At 71.8% G+C, this 15,949-nt stretch carries 14 protein-coding genes, 1 tRNA gene and 1 pseudogene; 8 read left to right on the top strand and 8 right to left on the bottom strand.

All coding sequences use genetic code 11. The annotated features are described in order from the left end of the window. From ABYE80_RS07715 to ABYE80_RS07705, 3 genes and pseudogenes are all read right to left on the bottom strand, one after another. Positions 1–225: pseudogene (locus ABYE80_RS07715) on the bottom strand (cytochrome P450); the annotation flags it as partial. 63 nt (positions 226–288) lie between these two features. Then, a complete protein-coding gene (locus ABYE80_RS07710) occupies positions 289–1,305 on the bottom strand; it encodes a peptidoglycan-binding protein (RefSeq protein WP_372789689.1) in 1,017 nt (338 codons plus the stop codon). Positions 1,306–1,541: 236 nt separating this feature from the next. After that, positions 1,542–1,614 (bottom strand) — tRNA-Phe (locus ABYE80_RS07705). Between the two features lie 186 nt (positions 1,615–1,800). On the opposite strand from ABYE80_RS07705, the gene ABYE80_RS07700 reads away from it, so the two are divergent. Next, the gene (locus tag ABYE80_RS07700; protein WP_372789688.1) at positions 1,801–3,459 is read left to right on the top strand and encodes a hypothetical protein; all 1,659 of its coding nucleotides are present in this window, start codon (positions 1,801–1,803) and stop codon (positions 3,457–3,459) included. Positions 3,460–3,464: 5 nt separating this feature from the next. Here ABYE80_RS07700 and ABYE80_RS07695 read toward each other — a convergent pair whose 3' ends face one another. Continuing rightward, the gene (locus ABYE80_RS07695) at positions 3,465–4,187 is read right to left on the bottom strand and encodes a CAP domain-containing protein (RefSeq protein WP_372789687.1); all 723 of its coding nucleotides are present in this window, start codon (positions 4,185–4,187) and stop codon (positions 3,465–3,467) included. An 80-nt stretch (positions 4,188–4,267) separates the two neighbouring features. After that, entirely contained in the window at positions 4,268–5,275 is a 1,008-nt protein-coding gene (locus tag ABYE80_RS07690; protein ID WP_372789686.1) for a M23 family metallopeptidase, read from the bottom strand. A gap of 137 nt (positions 5,276–5,412) precedes the next feature. On the opposite strand from ABYE80_RS07690, the gene ABYE80_RS07685 reads away from it, so the two are divergent. Further along, a complete protein-coding gene (locus ABYE80_RS07685) occupies positions 5,413–5,811 on the top strand; it encodes a hypothetical protein (protein WP_372789685.1) in 399 nt (132 codons plus the stop codon). Between the two features lie 19 nt (positions 5,812–5,830). Here ABYE80_RS07685 and ABYE80_RS07680 read toward each other — a convergent pair whose 3' ends face one another. Further along, positions 5,831–6,421: a QsdR family transcriptional regulator gene (locus ABYE80_RS07680; protein ID WP_372789684.1), complete on the bottom strand. Its 591-nt coding sequence runs from the start codon at positions 6,419–6,421 to the stop codon at positions 5,831–5,833. 165 nt (positions 6,422–6,586) lie between these two features. On the opposite strand from ABYE80_RS07680, the gene ABYE80_RS07675 reads away from it, so the two are divergent. Both ABYE80_RS07675 and ABYE80_RS07670 read left to right on the top strand, forming a co-directional pair. After that, positions 6,587–8,158: a hypothetical protein gene (locus tag ABYE80_RS07675; protein ID WP_372789683.1), complete on the top strand. Its 1,572-nt coding sequence runs from the start codon at positions 6,587–6,589 to the stop codon at positions 8,156–8,158. Continuing rightward, complete coding sequence (locus ABYE80_RS07670) at positions 8,155–9,081, top strand: hypothetical protein (protein ID WP_372789682.1); 927 nt, start codon at positions 8,155–8,157, stop codon at positions 9,079–9,081. Before ABYE80_RS07675 ends, ABYE80_RS07670 begins: the two co-directional genes overlap by 4 nt. A gap of 13 nt (positions 9,082–9,094) precedes the next feature. Here ABYE80_RS07670 and ABYE80_RS07665 read toward each other — a convergent pair whose 3' ends face one another. Continuing rightward, a complete protein-coding gene (locus tag ABYE80_RS07665) occupies positions 9,095–9,721 on the bottom strand; it encodes a TetR/AcrR family transcriptional regulator (protein ID WP_372789681.1) in 627 nt (208 codons plus the stop codon). Between the two features lie 66 nt (positions 9,722–9,787). Here ABYE80_RS07665 and ABYE80_RS07660 point away from each other — a divergent pair, with 66 nt between their 5' ends. Genes ABYE80_RS07660 through ABYE80_RS07645 form a run of 4 tightly spaced genes read left to right on the top strand, consistent with a single transcriptional unit; the run spans position 9,788 to position 14,973 of the window. After that, positions 9,788–11,179: an ABC1 kinase family protein gene (locus tag ABYE80_RS07660; protein WP_372789680.1), complete on the top strand. Its 1,392-nt coding sequence runs from the start codon at positions 9,788–9,790 to the stop codon at positions 11,177–11,179. Beyond that, the gene (locus ABYE80_RS07655) at positions 11,176–12,603 is read left to right on the top strand and encodes a cytochrome P450 (protein WP_372789679.1); all 1,428 of its coding nucleotides are present in this window, start codon (positions 11,176–11,178) and stop codon (positions 12,601–12,603) included. Before ABYE80_RS07660 ends, ABYE80_RS07655 begins: the two co-directional genes overlap by 4 nt. Next, positions 12,600–14,144 (top strand): flavin-containing monooxygenase, encoded by a 1,545-nt coding sequence (locus ABYE80_RS07650; protein ID WP_372789678.1) that lies wholly within the window; start codon positions 12,600–12,602, stop codon positions 14,142–14,144. The genes ABYE80_RS07655 and ABYE80_RS07650 overlap by 4 nt, the downstream gene beginning before the upstream one ends. A 40-nt stretch (positions 14,145–14,184) precedes the next feature. Then, on the top strand, positions 14,185–14,973 hold the full coding sequence (locus tag ABYE80_RS07645; RefSeq protein WP_372789677.1) for an SDR family NAD(P)-dependent oxidoreductase: 789 nt from the start codon (positions 14,185–14,187) through the stop codon (positions 14,971–14,973). Between the two features lie 97 nt (positions 14,974–15,070). On the opposite strand, the gene ABYE80_RS07640 is transcribed toward ABYE80_RS07645, so the two are convergent. Next, a partial coding sequence (locus ABYE80_RS07640; protein WP_372789676.1) for a Zn-binding domain-containing protein occupies positions 15,071–15,949 on the bottom strand: 879 nt, incomplete at its 5' end.

Genomic DNA, 15,949 nt, shown 5'->3' with positions numbered 1-15,949 from the left:
GTCGGTGAGCACCTCGCGCACCGTCGCCGGGTCGGTCGCGCACACGATCCCGGCGCGGTACGGCAGGAGCCGCAGGGTGAACACCGGTCCGTGGTCGGCGCGCAACCCGGACGGGTACCCGAGCGGGTCGCGCAGCATGCGGGCGGTCTGGACCAGGCGCGGCTCCCGCGACGTCGGCGGGCAGCGCGCCCGGTCGAACCGAGGCTCCGGGGGCAGGCTCCTCACGGGAGCAAGCCTACCGTCGCTCCTGTGCGCCACCGGGTGACCGGGCGCCTGCCCCCGGAGGGCCTACTTCCGGGCCTTGTACATCTCCCAGGTGACGATGCTCTTCTGGTTCTTGGTCTTCGACGAGGCGCGCTGGTCGCAGCCGCTCAGGCCGTCGAAGTTGAACTTCCACTCGTACACCTGGCAGTTGCCGCCGTAGCTCCCCACGATCGGGTCCGGGGCGGTGCCGTCGCCGTGGATCTCCCAGGTCATCTGGTAGTCGTTGATCGCGACGGCGTGGATGTGGGCGTTGTCGCCCCACGGTCGGTACCAGGCGGCGAAGCCGACGCGCTTGAGCGCGGCGACGCGGTTGCTGACGCCCTTGCTGTCGGTGTCCCAGGTGCGGATGTCGATCGTGCCGCCGCCGTTGTGGGTGCCGGCGGACGCATCCGCGCAGGCCGCGCCGCAGTAGCCGCCCTGCACGATGGTCATGTCCCAGCCCTTCTTGCCGTTGGACTTCATGTTCTTCTGCGCCTCGAGGAACATGGACTGGGTCCGCTTGTTGACGACGTCGTTGCCGTCGTCGGAGTTGCCGCCGTTGGCGACGGACGCGAGCTTGATCTTCTTCCCGACGCTGATGGTGTTGGTGAGGCGGAAGCGCCCCTTGCCCAGCGCCTGCAGTTCGGCGAGCCCGGGCAGTCCGTTGCGGGTCCAGCGCGAGGTCTGCTTCTGGTTGCGCTCGAACTTGCCCCAGGCCTTCACGGTCGCGGTGCCGAAGTAGCCGTCGACGGACTGCTTCGCGAGCAGCCCGCGCCGGTGCAGGGCGGCCTCCACCCGCCGGACGCTCTTGCTCGCGCCGTAGGTCTTGACGAGGTCGGTCCGCCACGGGTCGAGGGTCGCGGCCAGGACGACGCGGCTCATGTTGACCGCGGGCAGCGTCGACGGGCACGGGTCGTCGGCGGGGCAGGCGGCCTGGGCGGCGGGAGCGGATCCGCCGGCCGCGACAGCGGCAGCGGCGGTGACGGCGACCGCGAGGTGGCGCCGGCGCCGGTGCGGCGGACCGGCCGAGGGCGAGGACTGCGGGAAGGAGATCTCGGTCATGGCGCGGTCGGTACCCGCGCCGCGATCCGTGAGACGCGACAGGTGTCGTGTCTCACGGAGTTCTCACGGTCGACCGCCGGTCACGGGGGTCGCGTGGGCGGAGCGGCCACGTGCTCCGCCTCGTCCGCGGCGGGGATGGTTCGTGCGATCACCGTCGATGCGCGACGACCGGAGCACGGAACGGATCGGTCGACGGGCGGCGGGGGCGTCGGACGGTTGCCCTCTCGACGTCCCGATGGCGACTCCCGGACTTGAACCGGGGACACCACGATTTTCAGTCGTGTGCTCTACCAACTGAGCTAAGTCGCCAGGACCGTCGAGAATACCGATGCCTCCTGGTCCTTGCGGTTTGGCGAACCCGGTCGCGCGGCGGGCGCTCCCTCCGGGCCGGCGTTCACCGGGCCGGCGGGGACCGGTGCCCAGGGCCGGGGTGTTCCGGCGCTCGGCCCGGACAACGGCGCCCCGACGGGCCGACCACGGGTACCCTCGCGCGTCATGTCCCCGCGGACGCTCACCCTGATCCCGATCGTCGTCGTGGCGACGTTCCTCGGGATCGTCGGCCTGGTGCTCTTCACGGGCGGCGACGACGGACGTCGCAGCGGGTCCGCGGCGGCCCTCGACCCGCTCGCCGCGGCGGTGACGATCGTCCCGTCCGACGCCCCGTTCGTCGCGCTCGCGGAGACCGACGCCGCCGCCGGTCCGCTCCCGAAGCTCACGGCGGTCACGGACCGCATCCCGGGCGCGACCATCGCGTACGGGAGAGCGGGGGACGCCCTCGGGGGCATCGACCTCCAGAACGATCTGCTGCCGGTCCTGGGACACCCGATCGTGTTCGCGGTCGCCGAGTTGCCCGACCGGACGTCGGACGCCGCGCCGGACCCCCTCGCCGGGCTGCTCGGAGCGTTCCCGTTCCGTGTGCCGGAGCTCGGGGCCCTGCTCGCGGCATCGCGCTTCGGCACCGTGGCGGGGGACCCCGCCGGTCTGCGCGTCCTGCTCGATCGCCTCGTCGACAGCGGCGGGCTCCAGCGCGACGGGGAGGCCCGCGGGTTCGCGGTGTTCCGCCGTCCGGACGGTGGTGCGTACGCCTTCGACGGCGGCCTGTTCGTGGGAGCCGGCTCGCAGGAGGACCTGCGGGCGGCGCTGACGCTCGCCGCCCAGGGCCGGTCGGGGCAGGACGCCGACGGCCTGCGGTCCGGGAGCCTCACGAAGTCCTCCTTGCTGGCCCGGTTCCGCGGATTCCCCGGCCGGAGCCGTTCCGCGCTGCGCGCCACCCTGGACGTCGGGGCGGTCGAACGCTCCGACAGCGGGGATCTCCAGGTTCCGTGGGTGAGCGCGCTGCAGCGCGTGTCCTTCGCGATCGTCCCCGAGGAGGCGGCGGTCTCGGTCCCCTTCCGGTTCTCGACCGATGCGGACGCCGTGACCGCCGGGGACGTGCCGATCGCCGGCGGCGCCGCGTCGCCGTCGCCGGCCGCCGAGGACGACACCGAGGTGGTCGTCGGCCTCCGGGACGCGGCGCACACGATCGAGTTCGTCCGGCGGACCCTGCGCGTGACGAACGCCGACCTGGCCTCGGACCTGGACGGCATCGAGACGAGCCTTCGCCGCTACGCCCGGGTCGACCCGACGACCCAGATCCTCGCCAAGCTCACCGGGACGACCACGATCACCACCGACCTGAAGGGCACGCTGACCCTGCGATCGGAGCTCGCCGACCCGGAGCCCGTCGCGGACGCCCTGTCCCAGCTGCAGCGGCTCTCGACGCTGAGCTCGTTCGTCGGCGGGATCGGCGTCGATGTCGACACCCGTGGGATCACCGTGGAGGACGACGGAGATGGTCGCTACAGGGTCGAGCGCGACGGGGACACGGTCGCTCGCGCTGCCGTGATCGACGGCGTGCTCGTGGCGAGCAACCGCGAGAGCACCGACCTGCAGGCGCTCGCGGACGCGTTCCCCGAGACGCCGGAGAACGCGAAGGGAGGAGCGCTCAGCGTCCGGATGTCCGCCGAGGCGCTGGTCACCGAGCTGGCCGGGATGCTGGGGCTCCCCGAGGCGGCCACCGCGGCGCTCGAGCCGCTCGGTCAGATCAGCGTGAACGCTCGAGGATCGACGAGCGGGGTGTCCGGCAGCCTGCGGCTGACGGTCGGCTCGGACTGATCGCCTCAGCGGCTGCCGAAGTTCTGGACGGCGTATCCGTCCACCCAGCCGGCGCCGATGAGCGTGAACCGCGGGTTGAGGATGTTCGCGCGATGCCCCGGGCTGTTCATCCAGCCGACGCATGTCGCCGCCGCGTCGCGGTAGCCCATCGCGATGTTCTCGCCCATGCGCGAGAAGGGCCGGGCGCCGTCGAGGGCGGCCTTGATGCGATCCCACGGGGTGCGTCCGTCCAGTGAGGTGTGATCGAAGTAGTTCCGTGCGGCCATGTCGGCGGCGTGCCGCTGGGCGGCCACGGTCAGGGCCCGTTCGGCCGTCAGCGCGGACAGGCCCGCAGCGCTGCGTTCACGGTTCGCGCAGGCGACGAGCCCGGCCTCGGTGGCGCTCGAGCTCACCGGCGCGGACGGTGCGGTGGTCGTCTGTCGTCCGCCGCGCTTGCGCGTGGTCCTGGTGCCGGTACGACGCTTGGCGGCTCGCGTGCCGGCGCGACGCTTGGTGGCGCGCGTGCCCCGTCGGAGTGCCGCGGTCCCACGGCAGGCGCGGCGTGCGCTGCGCCGCGCCGACGCCTTGGCCCGCTTCGACTTCGCGTTCTTCACCTTCTTGGTCGCCTTCGCACACCGGGTGCGCTTGGCGGCCGACGCGCTCGCGGCGTCCGCGGTGGCGGTGACGCCGACCGACAGCAGGGCGGCGCCGAGGAGCAGCACGACGAGGCGGCGGAGCGTGGGAAGCATGCGAACCGCTTCGGCCGCGGGCGCCCACTCTTGTGCCCGGGAGCCGCTCAGGTGGACGGATGTGGGGCGCGCGGGGCCGGTCAGCCGGCCCAGGCCCGCAGTTGCGGCAGGGGATCGATCGGCTTGGAGTTCTTGTCCACGCGCCAGCCGCCGGTCCAGATCTCGAAGTGCAGGTGCGGGCCGGACGCCGCCCCCGTCGCGCCGACGTCGCACAGGCGTCCGCCCGCGCTCACACGCTCCCCGGGGGTGACGACGACCGTCTGGGCCCGACAGTGGGCGAAGAAGAAGGAGCGGCCGTCGTCCGCGTCCTGGACGACGTACCAGCCCGCGCCGTTCTTCTGGTACTTCACGTGGCGGATCGTGCCCGGCAGCGGTGCGACGACCGGGACGCCGAGGTCGGCGACGATGTCCTGCCCCTCGTGCGAGTGGCCGCTGCGCGCGGCGCCGAACGTCGCTCCGTCGCCGCCGAAGGACCACGGGCCCTGGACGGGGAACACACCGCTCTGGGTGGCGGGCGGTGCCGAAGGGGGAGTGGCCGGAGGCGTGGGGGCGGCGGGAGCGGGCTGCGGGGACGTCGGGCGCTTGGGCCTGGGCTTCGGTCGGACGCGCAACGTTGCCCGGCCGGAGGCCTTCGCCCGTCGCAGCAGGGTGCCGCCGCCCGGGCCGGTCGCGTGCAGGCGCACGGTGTAGCTCCCGGCCCGCAGGCGCGTGCCCTTCGGCCACTTCACCGTGGTCGTCCGTGCCGTCCGTACGCGTCCGAGGTCGAGGCGCAGCAAGGTCCCTCCGCTGCGCCCCGGCCACAGGACGATCCGGGCCCGTACCGACCGAACCCCCTTCTGGTCGATGCGAAAGGTGATCCGCGGCAGTGAGCGTCCCTCGGTCACGCTCCCCGGGCGGACCCGGAGGGACGTCGCTACCGGCCGCGGATCGCGGGGCGGAGTCACCGGCTGTCCGTACTCGGCGCCACCCGTACCCCCGGATGTGGCCGGGACCCGTGCACCGCCGGTGCTCGCGCCGGCGGGCGCGGCGAGCACGCCGACGACGAGCGCCGTCATCGCGCCCACGACGGATGGGATGCGGGAAACCACGTCCACGACGCTTACAGTCGGCCCTTCCGCGCAGTTCTTGTGATGAAGCTGCAGCCTTGTGCAGGTTTGGGGGCCGCAGGATGGAGCTTCTCGACCGAAACCTCACCGTCCGTCAGGACCGACTACCGTCCCGACTCGTGACCGACGTCCTGTACCGCCTCGTCTGCGTCCCCGCCGCCCTCGCCGAGGCGCCCACGGGCTGGACCGCCGACCTCCTGCGCGACGGAGAGCTCGCCCTGCTGGTCGACGACGGCGGGCTGGCCGCGATCGACGCCGTCGCGCACGAGCTGGACCTCGTGACCGTGCCGCTGGTGCGCAGCGAGCGGACCGCGGAGCTCCAGGAGCAGACGGTGATCGCCTACGCGGGCTCGCTGCCAACCGTGTGGATCGCCCCGTCCTTCGGGGAGGCGACGAAGACCTGGGCCCGTGAGCGCGGTCCGATGACCCTGCTCGTCGAGCTCGAGGGCCCGCTCCCCGCCGACGAGCGCCGCAGGGTCGAGCGGTTCGTCGCCCTGCTCGGACGCCAGGCGGAGTAGCGCGCGGCGGGCCCGCCGGTCAGGCCGGCTCGGGATTCGTCAGCCCGCGGAGCACCAGGCCCGCCAGGCGGCAGGCGCGGTCGATCTCCGGTTCCTGGCCGATGGCGATCGGGGTCCACTCCAGCGCGGTGCCGATCAGGACGAGGGTGTCGATGACCTCGGCGTGATCGTCGTCCTCCCGGGTGATCCCCGCTCGCGGGTCGCGGAGGACGGTGGAGATCCCCGCGTGCAGGTGCGTGACGACGGCACCGTCGGAGGACAGCAGGACGCGGAGCGCGAGCTGGGGTTCGCGCTCGGCGAACTCGCGCAGCGGCGGGAACGTCGAGGTCGCGACGAGGAACCGGCGGATCGCGTCGACCGCCCAGTCCACGCCGTCGCCGTCGGCCTGCTCCCGGACCAGCAGCCAGGTGTCGTCCGCCAGCGAGCCCAGGACGTTCCCGAGGAGCTGCTCGCGGTCGCCGACCCAGCGGTAGAGGGTGGTGCGGCCGATACCCAGGCGCTCGGCGAGCGGCTGCATGTCGACCCGCTCGCCGCGCACGAACATCTCGCGAGCGAGGGCGAGCGCGTCGGGGCTGCGCGGCCGGACGTAGCGTGTGGCGAGGTCGGTCACGACTGGAACGCTACTGGAACAGTCAAGCGATCTGCCCCATGCGGAACATATTTGCATTTTGTTCCATTCCGCTGTACGGTGCCGACCGTCATGAATCCAGTGCGGGAGATCACTGTGTTGAAGCTGAGCCGTGTCCGTCGTCTCGTCGGGGCCGGAGGGGCAGCGTTGGCGCTGGCATCCCTCGGCGCCTCGTCGGCAACCGCCCAGGGGGTCGATACGACCTGCACCCTGGCGCTGACCAAGACCGACCCGGCCACGGTCAACGTCGCCTACCCCGACGAGGCCGCGATCTACTGGGTCGGCGCCTACCAGGGCGTCCCGGGCACGCGCCTGCGGATCACGGGCCGCTACCCGCACGCCCGGTACTTCTCCTTCAACGTCTACGACAACGCGGTCCGCCCGATCGACGCGATCGCCGACGTCGAGATCCAGCCCGACGCGGGGTCGATGAACCCGTTCGTCGACGGCGCCTCGCGCACGGCGGAGAACCGCGACTACACCGCGTTCATCGACTTCGGCCCGATCCCCGAGCAGCGGGCCCCCAACACGATCTACACCGGCACCGGGCAGACCGGGCCGAACTTCTCGGGCACCTTCATCCTGCGGACCTACATCCCCGACAAGGGGCTCGACGAGACGGGCGGGGTCGGGCTGCCGACCATCACCCTCGAGAGCACCGCGGTCGATGGCGGTCGTCCCAGTGACTCGGCCTGCAAGGGCCTTGCGAAGCCGCCGGTCCCGGGTGTCGCACAGGCGCTCGCCGACGGCGCCTTCCCGTTCCAGCCGAAGGGCCTCGACGCGCCCGGGCAGCCGACCCCGAAGTGGATCAAGTTCCGCAACCTCGTGCAGGTCTACAACCGCGTCGTGACCGACAACCCGTTCTTCGACAGCGCGACGGAACCGCTCGAGACGGCTGAGCAGGCCGGCGGCAACGGCGGGTTCCTCTCCAACATCCACAACTCCTACGTCTACGCGATGCTCAACCGCTCGTACGGCGAGGTGTCGATCACGCGGATGAAGGTGCCGAGCACGCCGGACACGCGCGGCGGTGTCGCGACCATGCCCACCGCTCCGCTGCGGTACCTGTCGATGTGCACCAACGAGATCGCCTCCCAGCGGTTCTACGCGTGCGCCACGGACGACCAGACCACGGTCGGCGCGGACGGGTTCGCGGAGTACGTCGTCTCCACGAAGGCCTCGCGGCCGGCCTGGGCCACCTCGGACTGCGGCTTCACCTGGCTGCCCTTCGGGTCGGCGACCGAGAACGTCCTCGTGCTGCGTCACATGCTGCCGAGCGCCGCGTTCCCGGAGGCGATCCAGCGGGCGGAGATCGGCAAGGAGGTCGCGACGATGGGCGACTACTTCCCGGCGACGCGCTACCTCAAGGACGGGGAGCAGCCGGCGTGCCGGGCGACGCGGCAGTCGACCGGACCCTCCCTCGGCCTCCCGCCGTCGACGAAGCCGGGTCGTTGCACCAGCCGTCGCAGCTTCACGATCCGCCTGAACCGCCGGTTCCGGTCGGCGACGGTCACCGTGGCCGGCAAGCGGGTCAAGACCCGCCGCGGCAAGCGCCTGCGGGCCAAGATCGTGCTGAAGGGCCTGCCGAAGGGCACCTACCGCGTGCGCATCGTCGGTCGCGACCGCAAGGGCCGGAAGATCACGACGGTCCGGACCTACCGGACCTGCGTGAAGCAGGCGGCGTCGTCGAAGCGCGGGTCCAAGGGCGCCAGGGCGTGAGACGCAGCGGTCCGTGGGCCGCGGCCGTGGGCCTGGCGACGCTCGTGTCGCTCGGGCTCGCGGCGCCGGCGAGTGCCGGCCCGCCGGATCGCACCTGCTCCGACGAGTTCATCTTCGGCGGCACGTTCCACGACGTCGTCGTGCCGGCCGGGCGCTGGTGCCTCTTCGGGAACGCCCTGGTGACCGGGTCCTTCCGCGCCGATGGAGCGTCGAGCGTCGGGATCTTCTCCCAGGCCACGATCGAGGGCGACGTCGTGATCACCGGGACCACGAGTCATCCGGACAAGACCGGCGAGACGTTCGGCGGCAGCGCCAACGGGATCTGCACGACCACGATCCGTGGCGACTTGACGATCTCGGGCAGCGGGCCCGACGCACCGTGGAACGTCGGCAGCACCAACTACCCGCCGTATGCGAACTTCTCCAACTGCGTCTTCCCCAACACCGTGGGCGGGAACGTGCGGTTCCACGACAACGCCTCGAAGGTCAACGCCATCGGCGGCAACACGATCGGCAAGGACCTGATCTGCACCGGCAACGGCGGCTTCACACCGGGGTTCCTGGCGCCGGACACCGCCAACGAGGTCGCCGGCACCAGCCGGGGGCAGTGCGCGAGGCTCGGCACCAACCCCGAGCAGCCCGTGACGCCGGCCGCCGCCCCCGCCGAGCGCGAGCCGTGTCGCAGTCGCCGGCGTTTCACCATCCGTCTCGACCGCCGGCTCGTCACGGCACGGGTGAGCGTGCGCAGTCGCCCCGAGCGCAGGGCCGCTCGGGTGCGCAAGGGCCGGCGGCTGACCGCGGTCGTGGACCTGCGCGGCCTGTCCGCCCAGCGGGTCCTCGTGGTGATCACGGGCCGCACGCGGGCCGGCAAGCGGCTGCGATCGACGCGGGCCTACCGGTCCTGCGGCAGCGCGCGGGCGTAGATCCCGCGCCCGATCAGTCCAGTAGGCGCCCGGCGGCGTCGGCCAGGATCGGCTTGATCGCCGCCCAGCGCGCGTCGACGGTGGCCTGACCGGAGACCGGGATCGCCATCACGAGCCCGCGGATCAGCGAGACCGACGCGTCGAGCAGCGGCGCGAAGCGCGGATCGTCCGCCAGGTCGGGGAAGAGGGTCCCGGCCGTGGCGGCGATGAGCTGCCCGAGGCGCTCCTCGAGCTCGCGCAGCGCGGCCGCGAGCTCGGGCTCGGCCCAGGCGGCGGCCCACAGCTGCGCCGCCGCGATCGCCGGGGGTGAGGTGAACTCGCGCCACGCCTGGTCGAGGATGGCGTCGCGCTGCTGCGGGCTGCGCAGGCCGCTGAGGTCGAGCTGCTCCAGCGCGTCGTCGGCGAGCCGCATCGCGAGGTGCGTCACGGTCTCGACCAGCAACGCCTCGCGGGTGGGGAAGTGGTGCATGAGCGTGCTCTGCGCGACCCCGGCGACCTCGGCGACCCGGCGGGTGGTGAGCCCGACGTAGCCCTCCTCGACGAGCACGCGACCGGTGGCCTCGAGCAGTGCCGTCCGGGTCGCGACCCGCTGCTGCGCCCGCGTGAGACGCCGCGGGGCGCTGGTGGTTTCACCGATCACCCGATCGATGATACGGTGCCGTTCGCCGTTCGTGTGATCGGCGAAACCGAACGTGTGGGAGACCCAGTGAGTGACGAGATCCGCAGTTCGCGGTTCGGGCGGGCAGCGAGGATGACCGGGGCGGCTGCAGGTCTCGCGGCGCGCGAGGCGACGGCCCGGGCGATCACGGCCACGGGATCCTCCGAGGCGCGCACGGCCGCGGCGCAGCGCCAGCAGCTCAAGTCCGCGAAGTCCCTCGTCAAGCTGTTCTCCGGGATGCGCGGGGCGGCCATGAAGGTCGGGCAGACGCTCAGCGCCGTGGACATGGGTCTCGTGCCCGAGGCGATCCGCCCGGAGTTCCAGGAGATCCTCGCCACGCTGCAGCAGGGCGCCAAGCCGGTCTCGTTCAAGGCCATCCGCAAGGTCGTCGAGGAGGACCTCGACGAGAAGTTCTCCGAGGTCTTCGCCACCTTCGACGAGACGCCGATCGCGGCCGCCTCGATCGGCCAGGTCCACCGCGCGACCCTGCACGACGGGCGCGAGGTGGCCGTGAAGGTCCAGTACCCGGGCATCGCCGAGGCGATCCACGCCGACCTGCAGAACCTGCGCCTAGGCCTCAAGCTGCTGGCGACCATCGCGCCCGGGATCGATACCGGCGCGATCGCCGACGAGATCCGCGAGCGGATCACCGAGGAGCTCGACTACGAGCTCGAGGCGTCCAACCAGCGGGCCATGGCCCGCGTCTACCGGGGACACCCGTTCATCGTCGTCCCCGACGTCGTCACCGACCTCTGCCGCGAGCGCGTGATCGTCATGGACTTCGTGCAGGGGCGGCGCTTCGCCGAGGTCCGCGACCTCCCGACCGAGCAGCGGGACCGCCTCGGGGAGATCCTGCTGCGCTTCTACCTCAACGGTCCAATGCGCCACCGCCTGCTCAACGGCGATCCGCACCCCGGCAACGCGCTGTACCTCGACGACGGCCGCGTCGCGTTCCTGGACTTCGGGTTCTTCAAGCGCATGAGCGACGACGAGGTCCGGCATCTCGTTGCGACCACGCGGGCGACCTACGAAGGTGACGCGCAAGGCCTTCTCGACCTCGTCGCCGAGCTCGGCGCCCTGCCGCCGGACCCGCGGCTGGCCCAGCCGTTCTACGAGAACTACCACGCGATCTTCGGCTGGCTCATGGAGGACGAGCCCACCACGGCGGACGCCACCAAGACCGGCGAGATGATGCGCCACTACATGCAGATGCGCGGCGAGGAGGGCTTCGACGAGATGGTCCTGCCCGCCGAGCACTTCGTGCTCATGCGCTCGGTGATGCTGCTGATCGGGCTGCTCGGGCAGCTCGGGGCGACGAACACCTGGTTCGACATGGCCCGCGAGTGGATCTTCGGCGACGAGCCGCGGACCGAGCTCGGGAAGGCCGAGGCCGCGTTCTTCGCCGGCCGCCACGAGTACACGACGAGCCTGGTCGCATGACCGCGACGGCCCGCACCCCGTCGATCAGCGGCCTGCGCGCCGCGCAGTCGATGCTGGTGCGCGGCCTGCACGTGCGGTCGCCGATGATGAAGGGCGTCCCGGGCAGCGACATCGCGATGGTCCGGTTCGGACACCGACGCACGTTCGTGATCAAGCATCCGGACTACGTCGACCACGTGCTCCACGACGGCGTCGACCGGTACCACAAGAGCATCGAGTACGAGCTGCTGCGGGCCGTGCTCGGGCTCAACCTGTTCACCGACGAGGACGAGTCGTGGCGGCGCCACCGGATGATGCTCAACCCGGTCATGGCCAAGCGGCACGTGCGCGGCATGTGCGACCTGATGATCGCGCCGATCGAGGACTATCTGGGGCGCACCGACGACGGCAGCGACCGCATCCCGATCGAGATGGCCGGGGCGATGACGGAGCTGACGATGGACGTCGTCGGCGCCGCCCTGTTCGGGCATCAGTTCGGCGACATGGCCCGTCGCATGCAGCGGGTCGTCACGACGGGGCTGCGGAGCGCCGAGTTCGCGACGCGCGTGCTGACCGTCGCCCCGCCGCCGGTCTGGGGCATGCGAGCCCTGTCGCGGGTCATCCACCACGCGCCCCTCCTGCCACCCCCGCTGTCGCAGCTCCAGTGGGTGATGAAGACCGTCGACGAGACGGTCTGGGACGTGATCCACGCTCGGCAGGACCATCCGACCGAGGCGGACGACCTGCTGAACCTGCTCCTCGGGACGCGGGACGAGGAGGGGGACGCGCTGCCCCTCCAGCGCGTGCGTGACGAGGTCACCACGTTCATGCTCGCGGGCCACGAGACGACCGCCAACGCGATGGCGTGGATGTGGTACCTGCTGGCGCTCAACACCGACGCGCGCGACCGGATGCTCGCCGAGGTCGACGAGGCCCTCGACGGGCGGACGCCGACGACCGAGGACCTGGCGAAGCTGCCGTGGACGACGGCCTGCTTCCAGGAGGCGATGCGCTTCTACCCGCCGGCGTGGGCGATCCCGCGGACGGCGATCGCCGACGATGAGATCGACGGGCACCGCATCCCCAAGGGCTCGCATGTGGTCATCCCGATCCACGCGATCCACCACGACGAGCGCTTCTGGCCCGACCCTGAGGTGTACGACCCGTCGCGCTTCCTGGGGGACGCCGCGAAGGGACGCCACCGCTCGGCCTACCTCCCGTTCGGCGGCGGTCGGCGGATCTGCATCGGCACGAGCTTCGCGCTGATGGAGACGACGCTCATCACGGCGATGCTGAGCCAGCGCTTCGTGTTCGACCTCGTGCCCGGGCACCCGGTCGAGCCCGAGGCCACCCTGACGCTGCGGCCGCGCCACGGCGTCAAGATGATCGCTCGACGCCGGGCCACCACCACGAGCCACACGTCCACGAGCAAGGCGGCAGCATGACCACAGCAGTCCAGCCCGACCACGAGGCCGTCGTCATCGGCGGCGGGTTCTCCGGTATCGGTGCCGCGATCCGGCTGAAGGAGGCCGGCATCGGGTACCAGGTCATCGAGGAGGCCGACGACGTCGGCGGCACGTGGCACTGGAACACCTATCCAGGCGTCGCCGTGGACATCCCGTCGTTCAGCTACCAGTTCTCCTTCGAGCGGCGGACCGACTGGTCGCGCGTGTACGCGCCCGGGACCGAGCTGCGCGGCTACGCGCTCGACCTGGTCGAGAAGTACGACCTGCGCCGCCACATCCGGTTCGGGACCCGCGTGCTCGGCGCGACCTTCGACGAGGACGCGCACCTCTGGCGCCTCGAGACCTCCGCCGGCGACGAGGTGACCGCCCGCTTCGTCGTCACCGCGACCGGGGTCCTGACGATCCCCAAGCCGCCGGAGATCGAGGGCGTCGAGGACTTCGCGGGCCCGACCGTCCACACCGCCCGCTGGAACCACGATCTCGACCTGCGTGGCAAGCGGGTCGCGGTGATCGGCACCGGGGCCTCCGCGGTCCAGCTCATCCCGGAGCTCGCGAAGGAGGTCTCGCACCTCACGGTCTTCCAGCGCACGCCGATCTGGTGCCTGCCCAAGCTCGACGGCCCGATGCCCGGCGCGGTGCGCTGGCTGATGAAGAAGGTCCCGGGCGGCGATCTGGCCGCGCGCCTGGCCAGCCAGGCGTTCGTGGAGGTCACCTTCCCGCTCGCCGCGCACTACTCGGGCGTCGTGCCGTTCGGCAAGCTCGGGGAGAAGCTCGCGCGCAAGGCCCTGCAGGAGGTCGAGGATCCCGAGGTTCGCGAGAAGCTCACCCCGAAGTACGCCGTGGGGTGCAAGCGACCGAGCTTCCACAACTCCTACCTGCAGACGTTCAACCTCGAGCACGTGCTCCTGGAGACCGAGCCGATCGCCCGGATCACGCCCACCGGCGTCGTGACCGATGCGGGCGTCGTGCACGAGATCGACGTGCTTGTCCTGGCCACCGGGTTCAAGGTGTTCGAGAGCGGCAACATGCCGCCGTTCCGGGTGACGGGCGTGGACGGCGTCGACCTGGAGGCGTGGTGGGACGAGAACCGCTTCCAGGCCTACGAGGGCGTCAGCGTGCCGGGCTTCCCGAACATGTTCACGGTCCTCGGGCCCTACGGTTACAACGGCTCGTCGTACTTCAACCTGATCGAGACGCAGACGCGGCACATCCTGCGCTGCCTCGAGCGGGCCCGCCGCGAGGACGCGACCTTCATCGAGGTCAAGCGCGAGGCCAACGACCGCTACTTCCGGTCGATGCTCGCCCGTCGCGGCCAGCAGATCTTCTGGCAGGACAGCTGCGCGGTCGCCAACAGCTACTACTTCGACAAGCACGGGGACGTGCCGTTCCGGCCGGCCCCGACGATCGAGACGACGTGGCGCAGCATGCGCTTCGACCTCGACGACTACCGGTTCGCGACGCTCGCCGACGGCGGCGGTGCCGGCGGCTCCGACCGCTCCCGCGGCACGGTGGCGGCGTGAGCCGTCGGCGGGTCGGTCGTCCCCGCCGTTCGGTGGCAGCGTGAGCGGCCGGGTGAAGCTCGACGGCGCGCTCGCCGTCGTCACGGGTGCGGGGAGCGGCATCGGTGCGGCGACCGCGCGGCGCTTCACGAACGCCGGCGCTCGCGTCGTCGGGGTGGACGTCGACGGCGACGCCGTGGCCGAGGTGTGCGAGAGCGCCTACGTGTGCGACGTCGCGGACGCGGACGCGATGGACGATCTCGCCGCGCGCGTGGCGGCCGATCACGGTGACGTCGACGTGCTGGTGAACAACGCGGGCGTCGGCATCTACGGACCGTTCCTGGAGTCCTCCCGGGAGGACTGGGAGTGGCTGCGCGGTGTCAACCTCGACGGGGTGGCCCACGGCTGCTTCGCGTTCGGTCCCGGGATGCTCGAGCGCGGCCGGGGGCAGGTCGTCAACGTCGCGTCGGGCGCGGCCTACACGCTCAATCGCAACCTGGCGGCCTACTGCGCCACCAAGGCTGCGGTGGTGTCCCTGTCGCAGTGCCTGCGCGCGGACTGGCGGGAGCACGGGGTCGGCGTCAGCGTCGTGTGCCCCGGCGTGATCGACACGCCGATCTCGCGCAACACCCGCTATCGCGGTCCTCAGGCGGAGGTCGCGGCGAAGAAGGGCCGGCGTGGTCTGGCGATGGGGCACTCCCCGGACCTGGTCGCCAAGGCGATCGCCGACTGCGTGCGACGCGACCGCGACGTCGTCCCGGTCGGACTCGAATCGACCATCGCCTACAAGCTGCTGCGCGGCGCGCCGCAGCCGATCCAGAACCTCGTGGCGCGGGCGCAGATGCCCTGACGTCGCGGCACCGCCCGCGCGCCCACGCCGAACCTGGCGGGAGTTCCCCGGCCAGGGCAGCGTTGCCCCGCCAGGTTCACGGCGCGGGGCGGCGTGGTCACCGCTCGAGCATCCGCGCCAGCACCTCGGCGGCGCCGTCCTTGTGCAGCGGCTCGTTGAGGTTGCCGCACTTCGGCGACTGCACGCACGACGGGCAGCCCCGCTCGCAGCGGCACTCGGTGATGACCCGGTAGGCGTCGCGGCACAGCCGCTCGAAGCCGTGGAAGCCCTGGCGGGTGATCCCGATGCCGCCCGGGTGCCCGTCGTAGATGAAGATGGTCGGGCCGCCCGTCTGCGGATGGGCGTTGGTCGACAGGCCGCCGATGTCCCAGCGGTCGCACATCGCCAGCAGCGGCAGCACGGAGATCTGCGCGTGCTCCATCGCGTGGAGCGAGCCGAGGAGCACCTCCATCGGCAGCTGCTCGCCGGGGCCGCCGCCGGTGAGGACGTCCGCCCCGAGCTCGTACCAGAGCGCCTGCGTGGTGAACGTCGTCGGCGGCAGGTCGAGCGCCTGCAGGTCGATCACCTCGTGCGTGGTCTCCCGCTTGCGCTGGTAGGCCAGCACCTGGTCGGTGACGGTCACCATCCCGAAGCTGAGGGTGACGCCGTGGACGTCGCGGCGCTCCAGCAGCTTCTCGATGTGGGTCTCCGTCTCCTTCTTGGGCTGCGTGTACCAGTCGCCGCGGAACGGCTCCACGAGCGCGACGCCCCCGTGGAGGTCGAGCTCGGTCACCTCGAAGGCCCGCGTCTGGTGCAGGTAGATCGCGCCGTCGTGGACCGTCGTGTGCGCCCGCCCGCCGTCGACCGTGCCGAGCATCTCGCCGCTGCGCGTCTCGACCACGCGCACCTGGTCCAAGGACCCGGAGCGCAGCGACACCGCGCCCGCCGGGAACTCCTCCGGGTGGCGCAGCGTGAACTGCCCGCGACGCTCCACCAG

Source organism: Paraconexibacter sp., assembly GCF_041602235.1.
Lineage (GTDB): Bacteria > Actinomycetota > Thermoleophilia > Solirubrobacterales > Solirubrobacteraceae > Paraconexibacter.
The sequence above is the reverse complement of the archived record's forward strand: the minus strand, read 5'-3'. Positions and strand labels throughout refer to the sequence as shown.

What these genes read in the sequence shown, in the direction of transcription:
- ABYE80_RS07695 (WP_372789687.1), bottom strand. Translation starts at nt 4,187, where the DNA reads ATGCTTCCCACGCTCCGCCGCCTCGTCGTGCTGCTCCTCGGCGCCGCC.
- ABYE80_RS07655 (WP_372789679.1), top strand. Translation starts at nt 11,176, where the DNA reads ATGACCGCGACGGCCCGCACCCCGTCGATCAGCGGCCTGCGCGCCGCG.
- ABYE80_RS07700 (WP_372789688.1), top strand. Translation starts at nt 1,801, where the DNA reads ATGTCCCCGCGGACGCTCACCCTGATCCCGATCGTCGTCGTGGCGACG.
- ABYE80_RS07650 (WP_372789678.1), top strand. Translation starts at nt 12,600, where the DNA reads ATGACCACAGCAGTCCAGCCCGACCACGAGGCCGTCGTCATCGGCGGC.
- ABYE80_RS07710 (WP_372789689.1), bottom strand. Translation starts at nt 1,305, where the DNA reads ATGACCGAGATCTCCTTCCCGCAGTCCTCGCCCTCGGCCGGTCCGCCG.